This is a genomic window from Endobacterium panacihumi, assembly GCF_050847465.1.
GTDB lineage: Bacteria > Pseudomonadota > Alphaproteobacteria > Rhizobiales > Rhizobiaceae > Neorhizobium > Neorhizobium panacihumi.
In genome coordinates this window covers 1,644,601-1,668,717 of record NZ_JBOZRA010000001.1, presented here as the reverse complement: position 1 = coordinate 1,668,717, position 24,117 = coordinate 1,644,601, and the positions used below count along the sequence as shown (strand labels likewise).

25 protein-coding genes are annotated in these 24,117 nt (G+C 60.1%); 10 read left to right on the top strand and 15 right to left on the bottom strand.

The features are described from left to right. Positions 1–53 precede the first annotated feature (53 nt). Entirely contained in the window at positions 54–1,073 is a 1,020-nt protein-coding gene (locus ACRQ1B_RS08305; protein WP_432293145.1) for an alpha/beta fold hydrolase, read from the top strand. A 379-nt stretch (positions 1,074–1,452) separates the two neighbouring features. On the opposite strand, the gene ACRQ1B_RS08300 is transcribed toward ACRQ1B_RS08305, so the two are convergent. Beyond that, complete coding sequence (locus tag ACRQ1B_RS08300; RefSeq protein WP_432293144.1) at positions 1,453–2,391, bottom strand: NAD(P)-dependent oxidoreductase; 939 nt, start codon at positions 2,389–2,391, stop codon at positions 1,453–1,455. A 213-nt stretch (positions 2,392–2,604) separates the two neighbouring features. Here ACRQ1B_RS08300 and ACRQ1B_RS08295 point away from each other — a divergent pair, with 213 nt between their 5' ends. From ACRQ1B_RS08295 to ACRQ1B_RS08280, 4 genes are read left to right on the top strand one after another with little or no spacing between them, the layout of a single operon-like run. Next, the gene (locus tag ACRQ1B_RS08295; RefSeq protein ID WP_432293142.1) at positions 2,605–3,570 is read left to right on the top strand and encodes an aliphatic sulfonate ABC transporter substrate-binding protein; all 966 of its coding nucleotides are present in this window, start codon (positions 2,605–2,607) and stop codon (positions 3,568–3,570) included. 23 nt (positions 3,571–3,593) lie between these two features. Continuing rightward, positions 3,594–4,769 carry an FMNH2-dependent alkanesulfonate monooxygenase gene (gene ssuD, locus ACRQ1B_RS08290; protein WP_432293141.1) on the top strand — a complete coding sequence of 392 codons (1,176 nt, stop codon included), beginning with the start codon at positions 3,594–3,596 and terminating at the stop codon, positions 4,767–4,769. A gap of 22 nt (positions 4,770–4,791) precedes the next feature. Next, on the top strand, positions 4,792–5,727 hold the full coding sequence (locus ACRQ1B_RS08285) for an ABC transporter permease subunit (protein WP_432293140.1): 936 nt from the start codon (positions 4,792–4,794) through the stop codon (positions 5,725–5,727). Between the two features lie 12 nt (positions 5,728–5,739). Continuing rightward, positions 5,740–6,597, top strand: coding sequence for an ABC transporter ATP-binding protein (locus tag ACRQ1B_RS08280; protein ID WP_432293139.1), 858 nt, complete (start codon positions 5,740–5,742; stop codon positions 6,595–6,597). A 19-nt stretch (positions 6,598–6,616) separates the two neighbouring features. Here the strand turns inward: ACRQ1B_RS08280 and ACRQ1B_RS08275 are convergent, their stop codons facing one another. The 9 genes from ACRQ1B_RS08275 to ACRQ1B_RS08235 all read right to left on the bottom strand — a co-directional run bounded on the left by ACRQ1B_RS08275 (position 6,617) and on the right by ACRQ1B_RS08235 (position 15,096). After that, positions 6,617–7,036, bottom strand: coding sequence for a CopD family protein (locus tag ACRQ1B_RS08275; protein ID WP_432293138.1), 420 nt, complete (start codon positions 7,034–7,036; stop codon positions 6,617–6,619). Beyond that, the gene (locus ACRQ1B_RS08270) at positions 7,029–7,601 is read right to left on the bottom strand and encodes a DinB family protein (protein ID WP_432293137.1); all 573 of its coding nucleotides are present in this window, start codon (positions 7,599–7,601) and stop codon (positions 7,029–7,031) included. The genes ACRQ1B_RS08275 and ACRQ1B_RS08270 overlap by 8 nt, the downstream gene beginning before the upstream one ends. A gap of 32 nt (positions 7,602–7,633) precedes the next feature. Next, positions 7,634–8,470, bottom strand: a complete 837-nt coding sequence (locus ACRQ1B_RS08265) for a PhzF family phenazine biosynthesis protein (protein ID WP_432293136.1) — start codon at positions 8,468–8,470, stop codon at positions 7,634–7,636. 282 nt (positions 8,471–8,752) lie between these two features. After that, the gene (locus tag ACRQ1B_RS08260) at positions 8,753–10,741 is read right to left on the bottom strand and encodes a bifunctional 2',3'-cyclic-nucleotide 2'-phosphodiesterase/3'-nucleotidase (protein ID WP_432293135.1); all 1,989 of its coding nucleotides are present in this window, start codon (positions 10,739–10,741) and stop codon (positions 8,753–8,755) included. Positions 10,742–10,839: 98 nt separating this feature from the next. Then, positions 10,840–11,172 carry a PilZ domain-containing protein gene (locus ACRQ1B_RS08255; protein ID WP_432293134.1) on the bottom strand — a complete coding sequence of 111 codons (333 nt, stop codon included), beginning with the start codon at positions 11,170–11,172 and terminating at the stop codon, positions 10,840–10,842. 107 nt (positions 11,173–11,279) lie between these two features. After that, positions 11,280–11,747 carry a DUF1203 domain-containing protein gene (locus ACRQ1B_RS08250; protein WP_432293133.1) on the bottom strand — a complete coding sequence of 156 codons (468 nt, stop codon included), beginning with the start codon at positions 11,745–11,747 and terminating at the stop codon, positions 11,280–11,282. Positions 11,748–11,848: 101 nt separating this feature from the next. Further along, positions 11,849–13,267 carry a 3-mercaptopyruvate sulfurtransferase gene (gene sseA / locus ACRQ1B_RS08245; RefSeq protein ID WP_432293132.1) on the bottom strand — a complete coding sequence of 473 codons (1,419 nt, stop codon included), beginning with the start codon at positions 13,265–13,267 and terminating at the stop codon, positions 11,849–11,851. A gap of 37 nt (positions 13,268–13,304) precedes the next feature. After that, complete coding sequence (locus tag ACRQ1B_RS08240; protein WP_432293131.1) at positions 13,305–14,051, bottom strand: alanyl-tRNA editing protein; 747 nt, start codon at positions 14,049–14,051, stop codon at positions 13,305–13,307. A 7-nt stretch (positions 14,052–14,058) separates the two neighbouring features. Continuing rightward, positions 14,059–15,096: a cysteine synthase A gene (locus ACRQ1B_RS08235; protein ID WP_432293130.1), complete on the bottom strand. Its 1,038-nt coding sequence runs from the start codon at positions 15,094–15,096 to the stop codon at positions 14,059–14,061. A gap of 347 nt (positions 15,097–15,443) precedes the next feature. On the opposite strand from ACRQ1B_RS08235, the gene ACRQ1B_RS08230 reads away from it, so the two are divergent. Beyond that, the gene (locus ACRQ1B_RS08230; RefSeq protein ID WP_432293129.1) at positions 15,444–16,088 is read left to right on the top strand and encodes a ChrR family anti-sigma-E factor; all 645 of its coding nucleotides are present in this window, start codon (positions 15,444–15,446) and stop codon (positions 16,086–16,088) included. 78 nt (positions 16,089–16,166) lie between these two features. Here the strand turns inward: ACRQ1B_RS08230 and ACRQ1B_RS08225 are convergent, their stop codons facing one another. The 4 genes from ACRQ1B_RS08225 to ACRQ1B_RS08210 all read right to left on the bottom strand — a co-directional run bounded on the left by ACRQ1B_RS08225 (position 16,167) and on the right by ACRQ1B_RS08210 (position 20,511). Further along, positions 16,167–17,684, bottom strand: coding sequence for a tripartite tricarboxylate transporter permease (locus ACRQ1B_RS08225; protein WP_432293128.1), 1,518 nt, complete (start codon positions 17,682–17,684; stop codon positions 16,167–16,169). Positions 17,685–17,796: 112 nt separating this feature from the next. Beyond that, positions 17,797–18,288, bottom strand: coding sequence for a tripartite tricarboxylate transporter TctB family protein (locus ACRQ1B_RS08220; protein ID WP_432293127.1), 492 nt, complete (start codon positions 18,286–18,288; stop codon positions 17,797–17,799). Next, a complete protein-coding gene (locus ACRQ1B_RS08215) occupies positions 18,285–19,229 on the bottom strand; it encodes a Bug family tripartite tricarboxylate transporter substrate binding protein (RefSeq protein ID WP_432293126.1) in 945 nt (314 codons plus the stop codon). Before ACRQ1B_RS08215 ends, ACRQ1B_RS08220 begins: the two co-directional genes overlap by 4 nt. Positions 19,230–19,437: 208 nt before the next feature. Then, the gene (locus ACRQ1B_RS08210) at positions 19,438–20,511 is read right to left on the bottom strand and encodes an ABC transporter substrate-binding protein (protein ID WP_432293843.1); all 1,074 of its coding nucleotides are present in this window, start codon (positions 20,509–20,511) and stop codon (positions 19,438–19,440) included. Positions 20,512–20,685: 174 nt separating this feature from the next. Here ACRQ1B_RS08210 and ACRQ1B_RS08205 point away from each other — a divergent pair, with 174 nt between their 5' ends. The 4 genes from ACRQ1B_RS08205 to ACRQ1B_RS08190 all read left to right on the top strand — a co-directional run bounded on the left by ACRQ1B_RS08205 (position 20,686) and on the right by ACRQ1B_RS08190 (position 23,764). Continuing rightward, positions 20,686–21,195 (top strand): DUF1993 domain-containing protein, encoded by a 510-nt coding sequence (locus ACRQ1B_RS08205; protein WP_432293125.1) that lies wholly within the window; start codon positions 20,686–20,688, stop codon positions 21,193–21,195. 85 nt (positions 21,196–21,280) lie between these two features. Beyond that, complete coding sequence (locus ACRQ1B_RS08200; RefSeq protein ID WP_432293842.1) at positions 21,281–21,958, top strand: response regulator transcription factor; 678 nt, start codon at positions 21,281–21,283, stop codon at positions 21,956–21,958. Between the two features lie 37 nt (positions 21,959–21,995). Then, on the top strand, positions 21,996–23,381 hold the full coding sequence (locus ACRQ1B_RS08195; protein WP_432293841.1) for a sensor histidine kinase: 1,386 nt from the start codon (positions 21,996–21,998) through the stop codon (positions 23,379–23,381). A gap of 143 nt (positions 23,382–23,524) precedes the next feature. Continuing rightward, entirely contained in the window at positions 23,525–23,764 is a 240-nt protein-coding gene (locus tag ACRQ1B_RS08190; protein WP_432293124.1) for a hypothetical protein, read from the top strand. A 31-nt stretch (positions 23,765–23,795) separates the two neighbouring features. Here ACRQ1B_RS08190 and ACRQ1B_RS08185 read toward each other — a convergent pair whose 3' ends face one another. Then, entirely contained in the window at positions 23,796–23,960 is a 165-nt protein-coding gene (locus tag ACRQ1B_RS08185; RefSeq protein WP_165931989.1) for a hypothetical protein, read from the bottom strand. Positions 23,961–24,117 lie beyond the last annotated feature (157 nt).

Below are 24,117 nucleotides of genomic sequence, written 5' to 3'. Positions count from 1 at the left end.
CTCTGCCGATAGACGGTGCGTGCATTGCGTGCCGCGGTCAGAAGGAGTTTTTCATGTCCGTTCGATCCCTGACATCCGTTGCGATGTTTGCCGCTTTGGCATGTACCGCCTTGCCTGCCGTTAGCGCAGCGCAGGAGCGACCAACCTATGGGCCACGGCTGGAAGGGTTCGACTATCCGTTCAAGACGGAAATGCTCAATCTGGATAGCCAGGGCCAGAAGCTTGAAATGGCATTCATGGACATTGCCGCCGAAAACCCGAATGGCCGGACAGTGGTGCTCCTGCACGGCAAGAATTTTTGTGGCGCCACCTGGGAAGGCACGATCGGCCAGTTGAGCAGTGCCGGTTACCGTGTGATCGCGCCCGATCAGGTTGGGTTCTGTAAATCGAGCAAGCCGGAGGGCTACCAGTTCAGTTTCCATCAATTGGCGGAAAACACCAAGGCACTGCTGGAAAGCCGCGGTATCGACAAGGCGACAGTGATTGGCCATTCGATGGGCGGTATGCTGGCGACGCGGTTTGCGCTGATGTATCCCGAAACGACCGAAAGGATGGTGCTGGTCAACCCGATCGGCCTGGAGGACTGGAAGGCCAAGGGCGTGCCTTACCAGACGATCGAGGCGGCTTTCGAGGGTGAAAAGAAGACCAGCTTCGACAGCATCAAAACCTATCAGCAGAAATTCTATTATTCCGGCGAATGGAAGCCGGATTACGATAAGTGGGTGGAGATGGGTGCCGGCATGTATGAAGGTGAGGGCGGTGATCAGGTGGCCTGGAATCAGGCGCTGACCTCCGACATGGTCTTTACCCAGCCGGTCGTGCATGAATTTGCGCAGGTGAAAGTGCCAACGCTGCTGATGATCGGCATGACCGACAAGACGGCGCCGGGTGCCAATCGCGCGCCGGAAGCGATTGCCGCGACGCTCGGTGACTATACGCAGTTGGGCAAGGATGCGGCCAAGGCCATCCCGGGCGCACAGCTGGTTGAGTTCGAAGATCTTGGCCACTCGCCGCAGATCCAGGCGCCGGAGCGTTTTCACGAGGCGTTGCTGGAAGGGCTGAAGGACTCCTAAAAGTCCGTTTTTGAAGGGTCAAAGTTGATGGTGAGGCTTTTCCAGTCTTCATATGGAATGTTAGAGGTCGCAAGTGCCTCGTATGGCGCGCATCTGAGAACAGCGCGAACGCCACTCGCCATCATCATGCGTTCGTAAGCGGAGGCCGGTTCTCTTGTGGATACCGGCCGATCGTCCACGAAACCCTCCGGTGTCAGTTTGACACTGATGGCAAACGGCACCGGCTTTTCACCCGTCGGCGGCGGGTAAACTGTCCAGCAGGATGGAATGGTTTCGGACAGGATTTTGACAATCCTGTCCCCATTCGTTTCGGCCGATGCCGCTGACCCCACCACCAGGACGATTGCCGAGGCAAGAGTGATGCAGCCTGACCGCAGCATCATTTCCGGTCGAGCCGCGCCAGCAGCGAGGATGTGTCCCAGCGATTGCCGCCCATGGCCTGCACGTCACCATAAAACTGGTCGACCAGTGCCGTCAGCGGCAGTTTCGCGCCGTTGTTGCGGGCCTCTTCCAGCACGATGCCGAGATCCTTGCGCATCCAGTCTACGGCAAAACCAAAATCGTATTTGCCTTCGTTCATCGTCTTGTGGCGGGCTTCCATCTGCCAGGAGCCGGCAGCGCCCTTTGAAATGACGTCCACGACCTTTTCGATGTCGAGACCGGCCTGCTTGCCGAAATGGATGGATTCGGCGAGGCCCTGAACGATGCCGGCAATGCAGATCTGGTTCATCATCTTGGTGAGCTGGCCCGAGCCGACGGGGCCCATCAGGCCGACCATGCGGGCAAAGGCGTCGATGACGGGTTTTGCCTCATCGAAGGTTGCCTGATCGCCACCGCACATCACCGTCAACACGCCGTTTTCGGCGCCTGCCTGGCCGCCGGACACGGGCGCGTCGATGAAGCCGATATTCTTCTCAGTGGCAGCCATTGCCAGTTCGCGTGCCACATCGGCGCTGGCGGTGGTGTTGTCGATCAGGATGGCGCCGGGTTTCATGCCGGCAAGAACACCGGTTTCGCCCAGCGTGACCGAGCGCAGGTCGTCGTCATTGCCGACGCAGGTGAAGACAAAATCGGCATCCTTGGCGGCTTCCGCCGGCGTCGCGCCGGTTTTGCCGCCGAATTTCTTTGCCCAGTCCTCGGCCTTGGCGGCGGTGCGGTTATAGACCGTGACCTCGTGGCCACCCTTTTGCCTGAGATGCCCCGCCATCGGGTACCCCATGACCCCAAGACCGATGAATGCCACTTTCGCCATGCCAACCTCCAGAAAATGCGATGCCTCAAGGCTTAAAACAAACCGGGGGCATCGGGAAGCGTGCATCTGCAAAAAATCATTTTGCGCGATGCGGCATCACATGGTCGATTAGGAGTTTCACATTCCGACAGTGCCAAAATTGAGAAATGAAAACTCTCAAACCGGGTAGTTTTTGAAATGCAACAATGTCGACCATTTCGATAGAGTATGGGAGCCTTTGACCATGGATGAAACGCCGCCGGTGATTGTTGCCGCGGGGTAGAACAGGGGATGGGTTCCATGGTTACTCGCAGACAGACATTGGGGTTGATCGGCGCGGCAGCGGTGTCGACGGTTCTTCCGATCGCGGGAGGCGCGCGGGCGGCGGCGAAGGAATTACGCATCGGCTGGCAGAAGAACGGCGTGCTGGCGCTCGCCAAAAGCCAGGGCGCGCTGGAAAAACGATTTGCCGATCGCGGCATCAAGGTGACGTGGTCGGAATTCACGTCCGGTCCGCCGCTTCTGGAAGCACTTGGCGCCGGTGCGCTCGATTTCGGCCCGACCGGCGATGTGCCGCCGCTGTTTGCGCAGGCGGCGCGCGGAAACCTGCTTTATGTCGGCACCTATCGCGGCAGCGGGCAGGGCTCGGCCATTCTGGTGCACAAGGATAGCCCCATCCGGTCGATCGCCGACCTCAAGGGCAAGAAGCTGGCCTTCAAGCGCGGCTCCAGCGCCCATAACGTCACCGTCAAGGTGCTGCGCAAGGGCGGGCTTGCTCCGAACGATGTGACGCAGCTCGATCTCGCACCGCCGGATGCGGCCGCTGCCTTCAAGAACGGCTCGATCGACGCCTGGTCGATATGGGATCCCTATACGGCGATTGCCGAAGCCGACCCGAACACGCGGGTGCTGACGACGGCGGAAGGTATCGTGGACAGCTGGAGCTACTTTCTCGGCAATGGCGATTTCGTTGGTGAAAACGGCGATCTGATCGTCGAGATCATCGACGAGCTGAAGAAGGTCGGAACGGCTGCGCAAAACAATTTCGACGACACGGTGAAGGCGATCGCCTCGATCACCGGTGTACCGGAAAATGTCACCAAGGTCGTGCTGTCGCGCCGTGGCGCTGACCTCGGCGCCGTCTCGACACTGCCGGATGCGGCGGTTCAATACCAGCAGGCGCTGGCTGACGAATTTTATGACCTAAAAATTATTCCCAGAAAACTCGAGATCGCCGACATCGTCTGGCGCCCGAAAGCCAGCTGAGACGGATGGAAAGGAGCACCGACATGACGGATACGTCCAAACCAATCGATTTCCTCTGGTTCATCCCGACCGGCGGTGACGGCACCTATCTCGGTGGTTCCGAGCTGAACCGCCCGCCGGAAAACCGCTATCTGCGCGAACTGGCGCAGACAGTAGACCGGCTGGGTTATTCCGGCGTGCTTCTGCCGACCGGCGTGTCCTGCGAGGAATCGTTCGTGACGGCTGCGTCGCTGGCGCCGTTCACGGAAAAGCTGAAGTTTCTGGTGGCGATCCGCCCCGGCACCGCGTCGCCCGCCTATTACGCAAGGCTGGCGGCGGCGCTCGACCGCGTGTCGAACGGGCGGCTTTTGCTCAATATCGTGGTCGGCGGCAATCCGTCGGAACTGGCCGGCGACGGCATCTTCCTCGAGCATGACGAGCGTTATGCCCATGCGGAAGAATTCTTTCAGGTTTTCGAGGATCTCGTCACCACCGGTCATGCCGATCTCGATGGCAAGCATATCAAGGCTAAAGGCGCCAAGCTTGGTTTCCCGACCATCCAGCAACCGCGCCCACCGCTTTATTTCGGCGGTTCTTCAGATGCCGGCATCGAATTTTTTGCAGGCCGCGCCGACAAATACCTGACATGGGGCGAGCCGCCGGAACAGGTGGAACAAAAGATCAAGACGGTGCGGGCGGCAGCCGAAAAGCAGGGCCGGGATGTTTCCTTCGGTATCCGCCTGCATTTCATCGTGCGCGAGACCGACGAGGAAGCTTGGGAAGCGGCCGACAAGCTGATTTCAAAGCTTTCCGACGAGACGATCGCCAAGGCACAGGCGCATTTTGCGACCGAGTCCGACAGTGTCGGTCAGCGGCGTATGGCGGCCCTGCACAACGGGCGACGCGACAAGCTGGAAGTCTCGCCGAACCTTTGGGCCGGCATCGGGCTGGTGCGTTCCGGTGCGGGGACGGCGCTGGTCGGTTCGCCGAAGACGGTGGCGGCACGACTGCGCGAATATCAGGAGCTTGGCATCGAGACGGTGATCGGCTCCGGTTATCCGCATCTGGAAGAGGCTTATCGCGTGGCGGAACTGCTGTTTCCGGAACTCGGGATTGTCCGCGAAGAGCAGCGGGCCGGTTTCGGCAACGAGTTTGCCGCGGCAAAGCCGATCTTTGGCGGCGGCGGGCACGCGACCGTGCGTGCCGTTGCGGCATCCTGATTGACACATGGAGGCTTGGCCGATGACGACGATCGATACGTTTTCCGAAGGGCGAAAACTGCGACGGGCGACTAGCGGAACACCGCGGACGTTGAGCGAAGACAGGCCACAGGACTGGGCGCATGCCTCACAAAACCCTCCCAAGGGCGCGGCGGACGGTGTGCAGGCAAAGGGCGGGAAACCGGCCAGCCTGCGCACCATCTCACGCGGGGCATGGTTGCCTTATCTGGTTCCGGTGGGGTTGGTGCTGGTGTGGCAGATCCTGTCATCGACCGGTCTGATTTCCGATCGCATCATGCCGTCGCCGGTGGCGGTGGTGGCGGCGTTCTGGGAACGGCTTCTATCCGGCGAACTGGGGCGTGATGTTGCAGTGAGCGGCGCGCGGGCGCTGAGCGGGCTTCTGATCGGTGGCTCTATCGGTTTCCTGCTGGGCATCGCCAACGGCGTGTCAAAACTGTCGGAACAGTTGACCGATACGACATTGCAGATGCTGCGCACCATTCCGCATCTGGCGATGATCCCGCTGGTCATCCTGTGGTTCGGGATCGGCGAGGAGGCAAAACTGTTCCTCACCTCGCTCGGCGTGCTGTTTCCGATCTATCTCAACACCTATCACGGCGTAAAAAATGTCGATCGTGATCTGGTCGAGATGGGCAGGATCTACGGCATGAGCAGCTGGTCGCTGTTCCGCAAGGTGATCTTTCCGGGGGCGCTGCCGTCGATCTTTGTCGGTCTTCGTTATGCGCTCGGCATCATGTGGCTGACGCTGATCGTGTCCGAATCCATCGCCGCCAATTCCGGCATCGGCTACATGGCCAACACCGCCCGCGAATTCATGATGACCGATGTCGTCGTGCTGGCGCTGGTGATCTATGCCGTGCTCGGCAAGCTCGCCGATGTCGTTGCCCGCGCGCTGGAGCGCTGGGCGCTGTCCTGGAACGCGGCCTATCAGGCTTGAGGAGACGAGGTGATGCCAGTGAGTTCCTATCTGCTTCCTTCCGCCATGGTCTGGGACGCTTTCGAGCTTCAGGAAAGAGCCTATTTTCCTGATGGCACCGAGGTGCGACCGATTGCCGAGCCGCCGGTTCTGCCCAAGGCGCCGGCCGGACTTCGCCTGCGCGGTGTCGAAAAGGCGTTTGGCGACAACCGTGTCCTGCGCGGCATCGATCTCGATGTGCCGGCCGGTCAGTTCGTCGCCATCGTCGGCAAGAGTGGTTGCGGCAAGAGCACGCTTTTGCGCCTGCTGGTCGGGCTGGATGAGCCGACCGGTGGCGAGATCGATTTTATCGATGATGGCGGTGATTGGGTCGCACCGGATGCCCGGATTGTCTTTCAGGAGCCGCGATTGTTGCCATGGTTTTCCGTGGCGGACAATGTTGCGGTGGGGCTGGGGGACGGCGTACCAAAAGCCTATGCGCGGCGTGAGGCCGAACTGGTGCTGGAAGAGGTTCAGCTTTCCGAAAAGGCAAAAGAGTGGCCGGCAAAGCTTTCCGGTGGGCAAAGGCAGCGTGTGGCACTTGCACGCGCTCTGGTCAGCCGGCCCGGACTGCTGGCACTGGACGAACCGCTTGGCGCACTCGATGCCCTGACGCGGATCAGCATGCAGCAATTGCTGACAAGGGTTTGGCGCGAACTGGGTTTTACCGCCGTTCTGGTCACGCATGACGTAACGGAAGCCGTACATCTGGCCGATCGTGTAATCGTGCTGGACGAGGGGCAGGTGACACTCGATCTCGCGGTGCCGCAGGCACATCCGCGACACCATGGAGATCCGGAACTGGCGCTGCTGGAGGGCCAGCTTCTGGCGGCTATCCTCGGCGAAAGCTGAGGATAGCCTGCGGTTTTCATCAGAACGGTTTGATGGCGGCCAGCGCCACTATGATGACCGTCGAAACGAGAATGATCGGCATGCCGGCACGCACGAAGGCTGGCGGGTCCAGTTTCGGGTTCTTGGCCATGCGGCGCATCCAGCCCTGCTGCATGCCGTGCAGCGCCGACAGAAGCACCACGAACAGCAGTTTCGCGTGCAGCCAGCCATTGCCGGCAAAACCGGTGTAACCGAAGGCCAGCCAGAGGCCAAAGATCCAGACACCGGCCAGCGCTGTGGTGTTGACGACACGGTCGTATTTGCGCAGCACCTCGATCACGCCGGTGCGGATGGCCGGCGGCACCATGCCGATGGCAAAGGCGTTGATCATCATGCCGGCAATCAGCACGAAGTCGCAAATCAGGTGCAGGGCCCTGAGACAGAGATAAAGATCAGGCATGGTCGGTTTCCCAGATAAGGGCCTCGGTGAAGCCGAGTTCGGCAAAATCCTGGCGCCTGAGCGCCTGTTCTGCCGGGTCGGCGGTAAAGAACTCATCCAGCTGCGGCGGGCGAATCCGTGTTCCGGATAACATGGCATGCACCTGACCGCGATGGTGGATCTGGTGCTGGAAGAGATGCAGCAGGGTGCGACCGGCTGTTTCCACCTGAATATGCGTGGCGCGCGGGATGCGCACCTCTGCCGCAAGGCCACTTTCGCCGAGATGTCGACAGTGATCGATCAGGCGATGATCGGCGACGTGTTGTTCGCGGTCGAGATCGGCAAAGGCGGGAAACGGGATTTCCGGCTCGAAGGCGGCACTGCCGATGCAATCGCCTTCGAGTGCGCTGATGTAAAGCCAGTCGACGGTGAGGATGTGGTTCAGCGTGTGGATGATCGACGGGAAAAAGCTTGCACGCTCGGCTGCCAATTCCTCCATGGACAGTTGCCCGCAGGCTTTCAGCAGACGGTGATTGGCCCAGGCATTGTTATAGGCCTGAGCGATAAAATATCGCCGTGCGTCCATCCATCTCCCCCCCGCTTGCCATTCGCCAAGGACTATAGCGTCAGTGTGCCGGATATGCAGGTGGTCACATTGCCGCCCACCCAGATATCGTCACCCACCTTGTCGACATGGACGCGGCCGGCGCGGGCAAGCGCGGTGCCCTGCGCAGCAATGTAATGTTCGGGCGCGACGCCCGAACCGATCAGCCATTGAGCCAACCCGGCATTGAGGCTGCCGGTGACCGGGTCTTCATAGCCGTTGCGGGTGAAGGCGCGCACTTCGAACTGGGCCTCAGTGCCATCGAGATCTGGATCGAACGGGCCGACAAGGCCGACGCGGGTGCCGGCGAGAATGGAATAATCCGCCTTGGCTGCCAGAACATCGGTCCGCGATGGGAGAAGGACGCCGATCCAGTCCGGGCCGTTTTCGACCCAGTTACTGTCCCTGATCAGCGCATCCGGCAGATTGAGGCCACGGGTGATACGCTCAACGATGGCGGCATCGACCGGGCCGGAGCGAACGAGAGGCGGCGCCGCGAAGGCAAGCCGCTCGCCATCACGGCGGATGCGCACGAGGCCGGCGCCGCATTCCTGCACGACCTCGCCGTCGGGAGCATCGGTTGCCTGAGCGAGCCAGACATGGGCGCTGCCGAGCGTCGGGTGGCCGGCGAAGGGCAATTCCTGCGTGGGGGTGAAAATGCGGACGCGGTAATGCGCATCGGGCGTTGTCGGTTGGAGCAGAAATGTGGTTTCGGACAGATTGGTCCAGTTGGCAAAGGCCTGCATGTCGGCATCGGAAAGGCCATCGGCGCCGATGACGACGGCGAGCGGATTGCCGCGCATCGCTTGTGTGGAAAAGACGTCGACCTGCTGGAAGGAAAATGTGGGCATGGGGATCACAAGGTTATTGAGTGGCTGATTGAAGGATGCCTCACAGCGCTTCCACATTCCACCGTCATTCCTGTCCCTCGCGTTTATCGCGAGGTTTGTCACAGGAATCCGGCCACCGCGCGTCTGCACGGTGAAAGAACGATAAAATCGAAAAGAGTGTCTTACGCGCCGCAGACGCGGCGCCGCTGGATCCCCGCCACAAGGGCGAGGATGACGGAGGAGGGCGCTTGGTTCCCGCCTCGGATGCTTCAAAGGATGCATAGTCCTCTGGAGCAGAGGGTATCAAAGCACCAGACGGAATTTTGCAAACCCGTTTTCACCGTCGCCGGCATCCTCGATTTTTGCGCCCTTGACCGCTGCCGCGTATTGACGGCCCTTTGGTCCGCTTTCGAACACGGCAGTCGTATCCGCCAGCGGCTTGAACGACCAGTTGGCATCGGCCGACGGATTGATCGTGCCCTGATCGACGATGTAGCGCACGATGACGTCGCGGTTGGTGTCGGGGGCGACGAAGATGACCTTGTCGCCAGCGATCTCCGGGAATTTGCCACCACCGCCGGCGCGATAGTTGTTGGTGACGACGACGAACTTCTGGGCCGGATCGATCGGCTTGCCATCGAATGCCAGATCGACGATGCGGTTGGCATCTTGATTGACCAGCTTGCCGTCCTTGTCGAACCGGACCGGCTGGGAAAGATCGATCTGATAGGTGACGCCGTCGATGACATCGTAATTGTAGGAGGGGAAACCGTCATTCAGCAGGACGGCATCCTTCGATCCGGCCTTGACCTGATTGAACATGCCCGCCGACATTTCCAGCCAGTTTTTCACCTGCGCGCCGGTGATCAGCACGGCCTGCACGGTATTCGGATAGAGATAGAGGTCGGCGACGTTCTTGATGGCGATATCGCCGGCTGCAACATCGGTAAAATAATCCGGGCCGCCACGACCGCCGGCCTTGAAGGGTGCTGCCGCCGAGAGAACTGGCAAATCCTTGTATTTTCCGTCCTTCAGCATCTGCTTGATGTACCAGGTCTGCGCATTGGACACGATCTGTACGGACGGATCGTCTGCCACCAGCGCAAAGTAGGAATACAGCGGCGCGGACGTCTTGCCGACGGCACGGCGAACATAGGCAAGCGTCGCCTCGTGATCGGCCTTGGCGGCGGCCAGAACTTCGGGCTTGTCCTTCACGTCGGCGACGATCTTGCGGTTGTCGTCACGGTGGTAGATCGGCCGTGCTTCCGACGTGTGCGAAATGATCTTCCAGCTGTTGCCGTCTTTTTCCAGGAGCAGGTCGATCAGGCCCATATGCGAACCCCAGAAACCGGCCATCACGGCAGGCTTGCCCATCAGCGTGCCTTTCTTGGCATCGGCGCCGGTAATGCCGTCAAAATCCTTCGGGCCGGGGAAGACCAGATGCTGGTGGCCGGTGAAGATCGCATCGATGCCCTCGACGCCGGCAAGGTAAAGCGAGGCGTTTTCCATGCGCTCGCTCTGGCCGGTGCCATCAATGCCGGAATGGGAGAGCGCGATGACGATATCAGCGCCTTCCTCCTTCATGACCGGCACCCAGGCCTTGGCCGCATCGACGATGTCGCGGGTCTGCGCCTTGCCCTCGAGGTTTTTTGCATCCCAGGTCATGATCTGCGGCGGCACGAAACCGATAAAGCCGACCTTGATCGGCGAAGTCGCGCCCGAACCGTCGCGGATCTGCTTTTCGATGATCACGTAAGGCTTGAACATCAGTTCATCCTTTTTCGGATCGGATGCCAGCATGCCTTTGGTAAGATTCGCGCAGACGAAGGGGAAACCGGCGCCGGCCAGGACCTTGTTCAGGAAATCGAGGCCGTAGTTGAATTCGTGGTTACCCATCGTGCCGACATCGTAGCCGAGCACGTTCATGGCAGAGATCACCGGGTGTTTGTCACCCTCCTTCATGCCGCGCTCGTAAGCGACGTAATCGCCGAGCGGATTGCCCTGCAGGAAATCGCCATTGTCGATGAGCATGGAGTTGCCGGCCTCGGCGCGGATACCGTCGATCAGCGAGGCTGTGCGAGCGAGGCCCAGCGTGTCGTTCGGCTTGTCGGCGTAATAGTCATAGGGGAAAACATGAACGTGGATGTCCGTGGTTTCCATGATGCGCAGATGCGCCTGATTGTTTGCGGCGCGGGCGGCGAATGGATGCAGGACCACGAGGGCCGAAGAAGCAGCAAAGCCGCCAAGCAGGGCGCGGCGGCTGATGGGATGAAGACCGGACAATTGCGACATGAAAATCTCCCCTGGTGCTTATCGAGGCAACCTAAGCGCAATTGCATAGGGTTGCATCAGTAAAATGACAGAGGGTCAATAAGTTCAAATGCCGCGGTTCAACGCGTCAGGACCGGACGGATTTCCTGATGGAAGAAGCGGAAATAGGACTGGACCTGTGCTGATGCATTCGAGTTCGGGCGGAAATGTATGCCGAGACGGCCGCGATGCGACCACTTGACCGTGCCTTCGAGAATGCCGAGTTCTTCTGTCTCGATCTTCACCGCGCTGCCGGCGGCGGCATGGAACGGGCTGCCGAGATCAAGTGCCAGACCCGTGTCGGACAGATCGACGATACGGCCCTTGGCGGCCTGATTGTAATATTTTACGGTCCCGATAATGCGGGTCTTGCGGCGCTGTGCGCTGCGGGTCTTCATTCCAATGACAGCCATGTGCCCTCTCCATCTTTCGAGGTGAGGTATAGCGGTAAGCTGTTGAATTACATTTCATTGCATCTGTAAAATTATAGCAATCCGAATGTAATTCGAGAAAAACCCAATTAATCCCGATCTATACGGCACTGAAAGCAGTTGTTGCGGGCAGAACGCACACGCAGATAGGCGATGTCTTCTCGTGCCAGAAGCATTGTCGCACGCTCCGTGATCTCATCGGTTGCGGTGACCGCGCCGCTGCCATAAACGATACGGTCATTCTCGCTGTAGCCGCGAACAATATAGTCAGGGCTTCCAAGCATCGGCGGCAATACTTCCGTTGCCTCGTACCGTTTGCAGCTATCTGCATGCAGGAAGATCGGACCCGTTTCCGCGTAAGGCTGCAGGGTGGGGAAGGGGCGATAGGCGACGATCAGGAACTCTTCGCCAGCATCAATATTGTTCAGGCAGTGGCGGCAGGGATGGCCCGGTCCATCGGAGATGGCTGTTTCCGGCAGGTTGCCATAGGCGTCGCTGCCACCGTTACGCAGGTGTTCTGCATGGTCGGTGGGCATGGCTGTGAAGGTGATGGTCATGTCTGTCTCCCGTTCGGTTGAGGGAGAGATGAAACGGATGGAGGCCTGCCGCCACCCGTTTCTTGCCTGATGTGCAAGGACTGCAAATCCTTGCCGTATTTTCAGCGATCAAGCGCCATCAACAGTTCGGCATCCGACATCGGTGGCACCCAGGCCTCGCTGGTGCCGACCGGCGAAAAACCCATCATCTGGTAAAGCTGCAATGCACGCGGATGGTCGAGCGTATTGGTGTTGACGGTGACCTTTTTCGGATTGTCTTGCCACGCAGCGTAAAGCGCCTGCACCAGAAACCACTTGCCAATGCCCATGCCGATGGCACGCTCGAACAGGCCGAAATAGGAGAGTTCGACGAGATCGTCGTTCAGCTTGTTGAGTTCAAAGAACCCGGCCGGTGCGCCGTTCACATAGAGAACGGTGACGCTGACCTTTGGGCTGTGGAGGATTTCGGACAGTTCGGCATCGCTCATGCGCAGCCGCTCATACCAGTGCCAGCGTTTGCCAACCTGCCGGTAGAGATAGCGGTAATAGCTGAGCGGCATATCCTGCACGCTCATCAGCGCTGTCTGGATATTGGCCGGGATCGGCAGGCTGTTCTTGGGTGCTGCCGTCATTTCGAGCCGGGTGATATGCGCCTTGAGCGGCTGTGCCTCGTCGCGGGCGATCGGTTCGGCCGGGCCGGTGACGATATTGGTGTCGCTGCGTGAGCCCCATTCGGACCAGGATCCGTCATAGAGCGAATTGTCGGTGTGGCCGAGCGATTCCAGCGCCAGCGTGATGACGGCGGCGGTGACGCCCGAACCGCAACTGGTGACGACCGGTTGCGAAAGATCGATACCGGCGCCGTCCATCATGCGTTTCAGCGTGGCGAGATCGTGGAAATGGCCATTGGCCGAGAGGCTGGTGGCGGGCAGGCTGCGGGCGCCGGGCATATGGCCGGAGCGCATGCCGGCACGCGGTTCGGCTTCGTCACCGGTAAAACGGCCTGCACCGCGGGCATCGACCACCTGACGCACGCCGCTATCAACGACGGCGCGCATTTCCGAAAAGCTGGTGACACGGCGCTGGCGGAAATGCGGCGTAAAGGTTGTCGGCACCGGTTCGGGCAGGTCGGTTTCGAGCGGGCGATTTTCCGCTTTCCAGCCGTCGAGACCGCCATCGAGCACATAGACGTTTTCGGCGCCCATCGTGCGCAGCATCCACCATACGCGCGGTGCGGAGAAGAAGCCGGGACCATCATGCACAACGATCGTGTCGTGTTCGGAAATGCCGAGCTTGCCGATTTCCTCGGCGAAATATTCGGGTGAGGGCAGGCTGTGCGGCAGGCCGGTCGTGTGGTCGGCAATCACGTCCTGATCGAAAAACACCGCGCCGGGGATGTGGCCGCCGGCATATTCAGCAGCGCCGTTACGGCCATGCGCGGGCAGATACCAGGCTGCATCGATGACACGAAAACCCCTCGTGCCGAGCTGCTTTTCAACCCAGTTAGCGGATACGACGAAACGGCTTTTTGCTCCGCTCATGGCAGTCTCCCTTTGTATGGCAATATCAGAGTACCGGTCAGGCCGTTTCTTCAGGCGTGCCGAAGCGGATGCGGAACCGGCGGTTCTCCTTGCCCTTCTTTTCGATCTTGGAAATGTAGACTGGGCCGACTTCCTGCGTTTCCGACACATGCGTGCCGCCGCAGGGCTGGCTGTCGACGCTGGAATTTTCACCGATGCAGACGAGACTGACACGGCCGAGCCCGACCGGCGGCCGCACGTTCTTGGATTTGACCAGATCCGGATTGGCGGCCAGTTCCTCGTCGGTGATCCATTGCAGGTAGACCGGGTGATTTGCGTTGATGATCGCCATCATCTGTTCGGTGGCGGCGGCCTTGTCGAGCGGGTCCGGAATGGCGCTCATGTCGAAATCGATGCGCGATTCATCTTCGCCGACGGCCGCACCCGTGACCGGGTAAGGGCAGACGACCGACAGGATATGGCAGGCTGTGTGCATGCGCATCAGCTTGTAGCGGCGCGGCCAGTCAATATGCAGCGTCAGCTTTTCACCGACCAGCGGCATCGGCTGGCCCTCGGCCGGCACATGGAGAAAAATCTCCTTCGTGGCGCCATTTTTGGTGGTGGCGATCTCGATACGTCTGCCATCGGCACGCTCGAAAAAGCCGATATCGCCCGGCTGGCCGCCCGACGTGGCGTAAAAGCAGGTCTGGTCGAGTTCGATCGCGCCGTCCTCATGCAGCACGGTGACCGTGCCTTCTGCGGTGGAGAGATAAAAATCGTCGCGGAACAGGAGTTTCGTGGTCATCGGGATCTCAAACGGCTTCGAAGGGAGCGGCGATCTTGCTGGCCTTGGCGATCCACTGCGGCACCGGCAGTCCCTTGGACTTCAGGAATTCCGGGTTGAACATCTTTGACTGATACCGATTGCCGTAATCGCACAGGATCGTGACGATCGTATGCCCGGGGCCGAGATCACGGGCGAGGTGAACCGCACCGGCGATGTTGATGGCAGTGGAGCCACCAAGGCACAGGCCCTCGTTTTCGACCATGTCGAATACGTAGGGCAGAGCTTCAGCATCGCTGATCTTATAGCTGAAATCGGGTGTAAAACCTTCGAGATTGGCGGTGATGCGGCCCTGACCGATGCCTTCGGTGATCGAGCTGCCTTCGGATTTCAGTTCGCCATTGGCGTAATAGTCATAAAGTGCTGCGCCATCGGGATCGGCAAGGCCGATCTTGATGGACGGATTGTGAGCGCGAAGACCTTCGGCAGTGCCGGCCAGCGTGCCGCCCGAACCGACCGAGCAGATAAAGCCGTCGATCTTGCCGCCGGTCTGCTGCCAGATTTCCTGCGCGGTGGTTTCTACATGCGACTGGCGATTGGCGACATTGTCGAACTGGTTGGCCCAGATGGCACCGTTCGGTTCGCTCTTGGCAAGCTGTTCTGCGAGGCGGCCGGAGACTTTGACGTAATTGTTGGGGTTCTTGTAGGGAACTGCCGGCACTTCAACGAGTTCGGCACCCATGAGTTTCAGGGCGTCCTTTTTTTCCTGGCTCTGGGTTTCGGGAATGACGATGACCGTGCGGTAACCGAGCGCCTTGGCCACCAGCGTCAGGCCGATGCCGGTGTTGCCGGCCGTGCCTTCAACGATGACGCCGCCCGGACGCAGGAGGCCGCGCTTTTCCGCATCGCGAATGATATAGAGCGCAGCGCGATCCTTGACCGACTGTCCCGGATTGAGAAATTCCGCCTTGCCGAGGATTTCGCAGCCGGTCGCTTCCGAGGCGCCTTTCAGACGAATCAGGGGAGTGTTGCCGATTACGCTGAGCACCGAGGAATGCGGGGTCATGGAAATGCCTTTTCTTTCACTTAAAGAGCGTGCCGTGTTTCTACAGGCGAAGACGAGAGTACACGACCTAGTAACCGTCTTGTCTACGGACAATGGCGAAGACGCAAGAAATTCTGTTTCTGGAAAACGGGACAGGCTTAATTTCTTCACTACCCCCTATTTTTGAGGACTGGCGGCATGCCGCAAATATCCCCACATTATGGGGAAATTTCCCCTATTGGAACGGCGGGGATATAGGAAGGTTGCGAAGTGATGCAGGCATTGGCCTGGCAGCGTTGGAGAGTTTGTGCGGCAAAGGGCTTCGGTGCTCACGCGGCCGGAGTCGGAATTGTTGTCGAGGTGGCGCAATGACGGTGGCCATGCTCGACGCGCTGATTTCCGAATATGTGGCGGGTGACCTGCCCGAACCCGCGCGTGTGCTGATCGCGTCCCATATCGAGATGAAGCCATCTTCCGCAATGATGGCAAGAACGCTCGAAGCGTTTGCCGGTGAGTCGCTGCAAGCCGGGAAAACGCGTGCGCTGGCCGGTGGTGAGCGATGCGTGGACAGCATCATTCGGTCATCATCGCCATCGCTGCGGGTGGTCCAGCTGCGCGAAAAACACCATGTCCTGCCGCGCGCGCTCTGCGATCATCTCGGTTACGATCTCGAAGACGTGCCGTGGAAGACCAAGCTGCCGGGGCTGAAGCAGCACATGATCGAGCACGACAAGGATGACGGGTCGGAAATGTCGCTCCTGTGGGCGCGGCCGGGCAGGGCGCTACCGAACCATACCCATGAGGGGCTGGAGCTGACGCTGGTGCTGGACGGTGATTTTCACGATCATCGCGGCACGTTCGGGCGTGGTGACGTGTCGGTGGCGGATGAGGATCTCGACCACAGGCCTGTGGCGGGCATGACAAAACCCTGCCTGTGCCTGTCGGTCCTGTTTGCGCCGATTGTACTTTCGGGCTCGAAGATGGGCCTCCTCGGCGATATTCTCGGGCTTTGAACATTCATCTTTCGTCAAAACAAAACACCCCGCCGGCGAACCGAGCGGGGTGTTTTCGCCTTGGGAGACTTGTTGTGATCAATCCTCGTCGCCGGCGACTTGCGACAGCACATCGCCACGACCGCGGGCGCGCATGACCAGCGGTACGATCAGTGCGACGGCCGCGAGCACCAGCAGCGTTGCGGCGATCGGCGAGCTGACCAGTACGGTCGGGTCACCCTGGCTGATGGACAGGGCGCGGCGCAATTGCTGCTCCGCCATCGGGCCAAGGATGAGGCCGACCACGACAGGCGCGATCGGATACCCCATGACGCGCATGATATAGCCGAGCAGGCCGAAGGCGAGCAGCATGCCGAGTTCGAAGACCGACGGGTTGGCGCCGATCGTGCCAAGCGTCGCGAACATCAGGATGCCGGCGTAAAGCCAGGGCTTCGGGATCGTCAACAGGCGCACCCACAGGCCGATCAGCGGCAGGTTCAGCACCAGCAGCATGAAATTGGCGATCAGCAGCGAGGCGATCAGACCCCAGACGAGCTGCGGATTGGTGGCGAACAGGAGCGGTCCCGGCTGCAGGCCGAACTGCTGGAAACCGGCCAGCATGATCGCGGCGGTTGCCGTGGTCGGCAGGCCGAGCGTCAGCAGCGGCACCAGCGTGCCGGCAGCCGAGGCGTTGTTGGCTGCTTCCGGACCGGCAACACCTTCGATGGCGCCCTTGCCGAACTCTTCCGGATGTTTGGAAAACTGCTTTTCCGCCGAATAGGACAGGAAGCTTGAGACGTCCGCACCACCGGCCGGCATGGCGCCGATCGGAAAACCGATCGCCGTGCCGCGCAGCCAGGGCTTCCACGAACGGGCCCAGTCTTGGCGGTTCATCCACAGCGAACCCTTGACCGCCTCGACCTTTTCCGGTGCGCGGCTGCCCTGAGCGGCAACGTACAGCGTTTCGCCGATGGCGAACATGGCAACGGCAAGCGTCGTCACTTCGATACCGTCGAGCAGATCGGGAATGCCAAAACTCATGCGGGTCTGGCCGGTCAGCTGGTCGATGCCGATGATGGCCAGTGCGAGACCGATGAACAGCGAGGTGAGGCCGCGCAGTGTCGAATCGCCGAAAGCGGCCGATACGGTGACGAAGGCGAGCACCATCAGCGCAAAATATTCGCGGGGGCCAAAGGCAAGCGCGAATTTGACGACGAAGGGGGCAATGAAGGCCAGCGCCACGGTGGCGATCAGGCCGGCGACGAAGGAGCCGATAGCGGCTGTCGCAAGGGCGGGACCGCCGCGGCCGGCACGCGCCATCTTGTTGCCCTCGAGCGCGGTGACGATCGAGGCACTTTCGCCGGGAGTATTGAGCAGGATCGAGGTGGTCGAGCCGCCATACATGCCGCCGTAATAGATGCCGGCGAACATGATCAGCGAACCGGCCGGATCGAGCTGGTAGGTGACGGGCAGAAGCAGCGCCACGGTGAGCGCCGGGCCGATGCCGGGCAGAACGCCGACCAGCGTGCCAAGCGTGACGCCGATCAACGCGTAGAACAGGTTGATCGGCTGTGCGGCGATCGACAGGCCCTGCAGGAGGAAATCGAAGGTATTCATCGAGGCTTACTTCCTAGAGCATGCCATACCAACCGGCTGAGCGGTTCACGGTCACGACATGCGAGAAAACAAAGGCCTAAGGCGTGACTGACGATGCGGGACGCATCACGCCTTAGAAGAACAAGCGTTCGAGCGGACCGGCCGGAAGCGACAGTTGCAGAAGCTGTGCAAAAACGAGCCAGACGGCGAAGGCCAGCGCGATACCGGCGGGGATCGAGAACCACAGCTTGCGCTTGCCGAAACCGGCGGCAGTCATGGCGAACAGGATGCCCGTAGCGATGGAAAAGCCGGCAGTGGTCAGCAGCAGCATCTGGGCGGCGAGGCCGCCGACGATCCAGATAACGGGCGACAATTCCTGATGCTCGCGCTCGGGAAAGTCACCGCGGAACGCGGCAAAGACAGTCCAGATCGCAAGGCCGATCAGACAGATGGCGATGACTTCAGGAACCGTTGCCGGGCCGATGCCGGAATATCCGCCGCTGCTTTCGAGGCGATTGACGTCGAAATAGATGACAGCGGCGATGACGGCGAGAACGAAGGCCACGGCAAGCGCCGCCCAATCAGGGCGGCGCGCGTGGGTATGGTTGTGGTTACCAGTGGTCATTTAACCAGTCCGATGTCCTTGAGAATGGTTTCTGTCGCGGCAATGTCCTTCTTCAGCTGCTCTTCGAACGGCTTGCCGGCGAGGAACGTGTCCTGCCACTTCTTGGTCTTCAGCGTTTCCTGCCAGGTGGCGGATTTGACCAGCTTTTCGACGTCTGCGGTGATGGCGGCCTTCTGCTCTTCGGAAATGCCGGGAGCTGCGGCAACCATGCGCCAGTTTTCGAGCACGACGTCGAGGCCGGATTCCTTCAGCGTCGGTGCGTCGGCACCTTCGATGCGCTCGGCGCTGGAAACAGCGAGAAGACGCAACGTGCCGGCCTTAACCTGAGGCTCGAATTCGCCGTAGGACGAAATGCCGGCGGTGACCTGGTTGCCGAGGATGGCCGCAAGGGCTTCGCCGCCGCCCGAATAGGCGATGTAGTTGATCTTGGTTGGATCAACGCCGGCTGCCTTGGCGATCAGGCCTGCGCCGATATGGTCGGTGCCGCCGGCCGAACCGCCAGCCCAGGAAACCGAACCCGGATCCTTCTTGAGCATTTCGATCAACTGGCCGATGTTCTGGATCTCGGACGAGGCCGGAACGACGACGGCTTCGTATTCGCCGGTCAGGCGCGCGATCGGGGTGATGGCGTCGAGCGTGACCGGTGCCTTGTTGGTGAGGATCGCGCCGACCATGACGTAACCGCCGACGAGCAGCGAGTTCGGGTTGCCCTTCTGCTGGCTGGAGAACTGGGCAAGGCCGATCGTGCCGCCGGCGCCCGGTACGTTGACGACCTGAACCTTGCCGGAAATCTTTTCCTTCTGCAGGTCGGCCTGCAGCGAGCGGGCCGTCTGGTCCCAGCCGCCGCCCGGAGCCGCCGGCGCGACGATGGTGTAATCGGCAGCGTAAGCCGGCAGTGCCATGGCACCTGCAAGAAGCGAAGCGATGATGAAATGTTTCAAGTGTGTTCCTCCGTTGGCGCCTTGGGCGCGGTGTCTTTGCTGGAGACAGGAGGAACGGTGCCGGGTTTGCCCAGCTTAACAGTCTCTCTCCCATATCCACCGGTTTCCGCCTCCACGCGGTCGCCGATCATTTGTTAAGCCAACATATGAAGCTGACATCTAACTGACACTTCGCCTGTGCTTGGCGTTTGGCAAGAGGAAATAGTGTTTATTGGCGTCTCAGAACGTCGTTCCAGTGCGAAATCAGGCGCGAACGCTTGACCTGATCGAGGTAAACCATGAGGCCAAGACTGACGGGGACGGGTTTTAACTGGCCGCCGAGAATCTTTTGCAGCGCTGTTCCAGTATTGGCGCCGGCCACGTCCGGGCTGACGGCAGGGATCTGTACATCGACGGCAAGGATGGTCTGGCCTTCCTTCGACATGAAGAATTCCAGATATTTTCGCCCTAGATCAGGAGAAGCTGCCGCCTGCGGCACGAGGCCGATACGCGACATGACCACGGTATAATCTTTTGGGAGAAGAATGCCGATATTCGGGTGTCGGGTTGCCCAGTTCGACGCGTAGGATCCGACAATATTATATCCCAGCACAAAACGGCCATCGGCGACACGTTCGAGAATGGCCTCGCTGGTGGAATAAAGCTTGACGCCGGCAGCCCCCATCGCCTTCACGACAGACCAGATATCGCCAAACTGTTCCTGATCGCGCGACATGAACAGGAAACCGACCCCGGAGCGCTCGATATCATAGGTGCCGATGCGGCCATGCACGGCATCGCCCTGTTTTTCCAGATATTTGACCAGTTCCGCACGAGTCGAGGGCGGCGGCGTGTCCTGAAAACTCGGCTTGTGATAGACGAAGACGGCTGGCTCGAATGTCAGTGCGTAGACGGTATCGCGCCAGTTTGCCCATTCCGGCCAACGCTCGCTCATCGGCATGTCGCTGACCTGCGCATAACCGTCATTGGCAAGCTTCACCTGCAGGTCCATGGCCGAGGAAAAGGCGAAGTCTGCCGTTTTCTGACCTGCATCGGTTTCATGGACGATGCGGTCATAAATCTCGCCGGTCAGCATTTCCTCATAGCGGATAGTGATATCGGGATTGGCCTTTTGGAAGCCCGCGATCATCGGTGTCGCCAGCGGCCTGTCGAGTGAGGAATAGACTTTAAGTTCCCGCGCATCCTGAGCGCCGGACAGGGCCGGAAACAACGTTTCCTCCGCCGCAGACACGGCGATGGGACAGAGGAGCGTGAAAAACAGCGGGAGCGCAAAAGCCTTCATCTTCAGAGCATGCCCGACTGCCTGACAAACGACAAGCATGGTGGCTGTTCGTGCAAACACAACGGCTGGAAAAACAATTTTTTCGTAACTTGTTTGCGAAAATCCGTGTGCCTACCTGTGCCCGGTCTTTTCGCCATCGGCATCCCGCCACGGCCACTTTTAGGACCTGTCCCCATGTCACTTTCGCTTTACGACATCACCCTTCCGGCCTTTATCCGCGCCTTTGAGAATCTCTCCGCCATTTTGAAGAAGGGTGAGGCCTTTGCCGACGAGAACGGTCTCGATCACAAGACGCTGCTGGACGCACGCCTGATCGAGGACATGGGGCCGCTGACGTCGCAGATCCAGCGCGCCAGCGATACCGCCAAATTCGTGGCCGTGCGTGTCGCCGGTGTCGACAATGTGCCGATGGCCGACGACGAGGCCACGTTCGCCGACCTGCAGGCGCGTATCGAAAAGACAGTCGAAATCCTGAAGGCGGTCGAGGCTTCGGCCATGGAGGGCAAGGACGAGACCGAAGTGGTGCTGAAGACCGGCAGCGGCTCGATGACCTTCACTGCGCGCGATTACGTGCTCGGTTTCGCCATTCCGAACTTCTATTTCCATGTGACGACAGCCTACGCGATCCTGCGCCACAAGGGCGTGCCGATCGGCAAGATGGATTATCTCGGGCCGCGTTCATAATCTGTCATTCTTAAGTCATTGAGCGCCGGTGACAATTCGCCGCATTGCCGCTATTCTCGGCCGTGCGGAAAGGGAGGTGTCGCCGGTGCGTATCTTGCTGGTGGAGGACAATGGCGCGCTGGCCGACGGGCTGGCAACGATCCTGCGTGGCAGTGGCTATGTGGTGGATGTCGTCCATGACGGTGCATCTGCCGAAGCCGTGGCCGCCGCTCAGAATTTCGATCTTGTCATCCTTGATCTCAACCTGCCTGAAATGGACGGTCTCGACGTCTTGCGTGCGATGCGTTCGCGGCAAAACCGTGCGGCTGTGATGATCCTCACCGCGCGGGGAGCGCCGGAGGAGCGGGTAAAGGGCCTTGATCTTGGTGCCGACGATTACCTCACCAAACCTTTCGATATTTCCGAACTCGAAGCCCGCATCCGTGTGCTGTTGCGCCGACAGGCGGGTATGCGGTCGTCTCAGATCGGTTACGGCGGCGTCACGTTCGATCTCACCTCGCGTAGCTTTTCCAGCGAAGGGCGGCCGCTCGACATTCCGGCGAGGGAACTGGGCCTGCTTGAACTTCTGTTCATGCGGGCCGGCAAGGTAGTCTCCAAGGAGGCGATCATCGGTTCTATGACCGGTTTCGACGAGGATTTGTCCGCCAATGCGATCGAGCAATATGTCAGCCGCCTGCGTCGCCGCCTGCAGCCGCATGGGCTGACGGTGAAGAGCGCGCGTGGCATTGGTTATTACCTCGAAGGCGCGGCGGCGGGCCGGTGAGTTCGAGGTCTCGCCTTTTCCAGATCGCAGGAATGGCATGAGGCTGGGCCTGTTTTCCATCCGCCGCCGTCTTCTGGCATGGCTACTGGCCTCGGCCGGTGTGCTTGGCGCGCTGGCGTTGTCCGACACATGGCGGGAAGCGCGTGAGACGGCCAATGACGTCTCCGATCGTGTTCTCGCCGGTTCTGCGCTGGCGATCGCCGAAAGGGTGGTCGTTTCGGAAGACGGAAAGCTCGAAGTCGACATTCCCTATGTGGCGCTGGAAATGCTGACCTCGGCGGCGCAGGACCGCGTTTTCTATCGCGTCGACGGACCGCCTGGTACGTTTATCACCGGCTACAAGAACCTGCCCTTCCTCGCACGTTACGAGGGGCAGCCGACGGCGTTTTTCGATTCGACCTTTCGCGGTGAGCCGATCAGGGTTGCGACGCTGGCACGCTCGGCCTCGACCGGCATCAATTCCATGCCTTTCATGGTGACGGTCGCGGAAACGACGATCGCGCGCCGGCAGTTGACCAATTCCATTCTGCTGCATTCGGCGCTGCGGCTGGCCTTTCTGATCGTCGGTGCTGCCCTGATCGTCTGGATCGCGGTGACCGTATCGCTGCGGCCTTTGAGCCGTCTGGGTGGCGCGATCGCCCATCGCAGCCCCGATGATCTGGCGCCGATCGCCGACCGGGTGCCGAAGGAAGTGCAGGAACTGGTCGATACCGTCAATTCCTTCATGGTGCGGCTGCAATCGGCACTGGATGCGCTGCGCCACTTCACCGGCAATGCCAGCCATCAGTTGCGCACGCCACTTGCCGTCATTCGCACGCAATTGGCCTTGGCGACGCGGGCGACGGATCTGGAGGAGGCAAGGCGGGCAGCGCTGAAGGCGGACGAGGCGGTGGCCGATGCCGAGCGTACGCTGGCCCAGCTGCTTCTGATGGCGCGGATCGATGCGACGGCTCGGGCGCGGCGCGATGGGTTCGCATCGGTGGATCTGACCGATCTGGCACGCACCACAACGGCAGACCATGTGGTGCTTGCCGCTGAGGCCGGTATCGATCTCGGTTTCGAAGGCGAGGAACCGGTGATGGTGAAGGCGGAACCCCTGCTTTTGACCGAGTTGATGAAAAACCTCATCTCCAATGCCGTTCTTTATGCGGGCGAGGGCGCCGTGGTGACCTTGCGGGCGTTGCGGTCAGAAAATGATGCGCTTCTGGAAGTGGAAGACAATGGCCCCGGCATTCCGGCGCAACGCCGCAAGCAAGCGCTTACCCGTTTCGAGAGGGGCAGCTTGCAGGAGCGGCCGGGCAGCGGCCTCGGCTTGCCGATTGTCGAGGAAATCGCCGTTCTGCATGGCGGCGGTGTCGAACTCGCCGATGGACCGGACGGTCGAGGTCTGACGGTAAGGGTGCGTTTGCCGCCAAATGGCTAAGGTGCTGCGATTATTCAGTGAATACTAATTCTCGCGCGGGTTACAGGTTAATCCGAGATTGACTAAGGATTTCGATAAAGACGGGCATTTTAGCCAGTTGGCGCGTTTCTGACCCGATTTGATGGTCAAAGAGACGGATGGATATGAGCAGACAGAAGCGCGATTGGAGCGAGGTCGCAGCCGAAATCGCCAGTTACAGACAAATGTACAATTTTGCGCGCGAGATCGTCGAAAATGTGCCGGTGGGAACCGGTGAGAGTGATGCCGCCAGTCTTCTGGTGGAATCGCTGGAAGAGCTTATCGACAAGCCGATCGCAGCAGCAAAACAGTTGGCGCGGGCACGCAGGCGTTTTGAGAAGTTGAAGGCGCTGCTGGCAGCGTGAGCCGGAGGTTCTGCCGGCTCACGGCAAAATCTCAGTGGAAGGTTTCGGTGCGGATGTCCTGTTCCATGATGCGGAAGGCTTCATCGAGCGCCGCGACCAGAATGTCGGTCAGTTGATCAGGATCGTTGTCCTGCAGGAAAAGCGCGATCGCCGAATCGCTCGGCTCGTGGCGGTTATGGTCCGTCTCATTCGACATATCATTGTCCTCGTTGGGGCCGGACTCATTCCGGTGACGAGACCCTAGAATTCAGGGCTTGCGCAAAACTGGCTCAACACCGCCGCGAAACTCGCGGCATACGCAGGTGATCAAATCTGGCACAGGAATCTGTAGACCCCTGCATATAGAGGGGAAA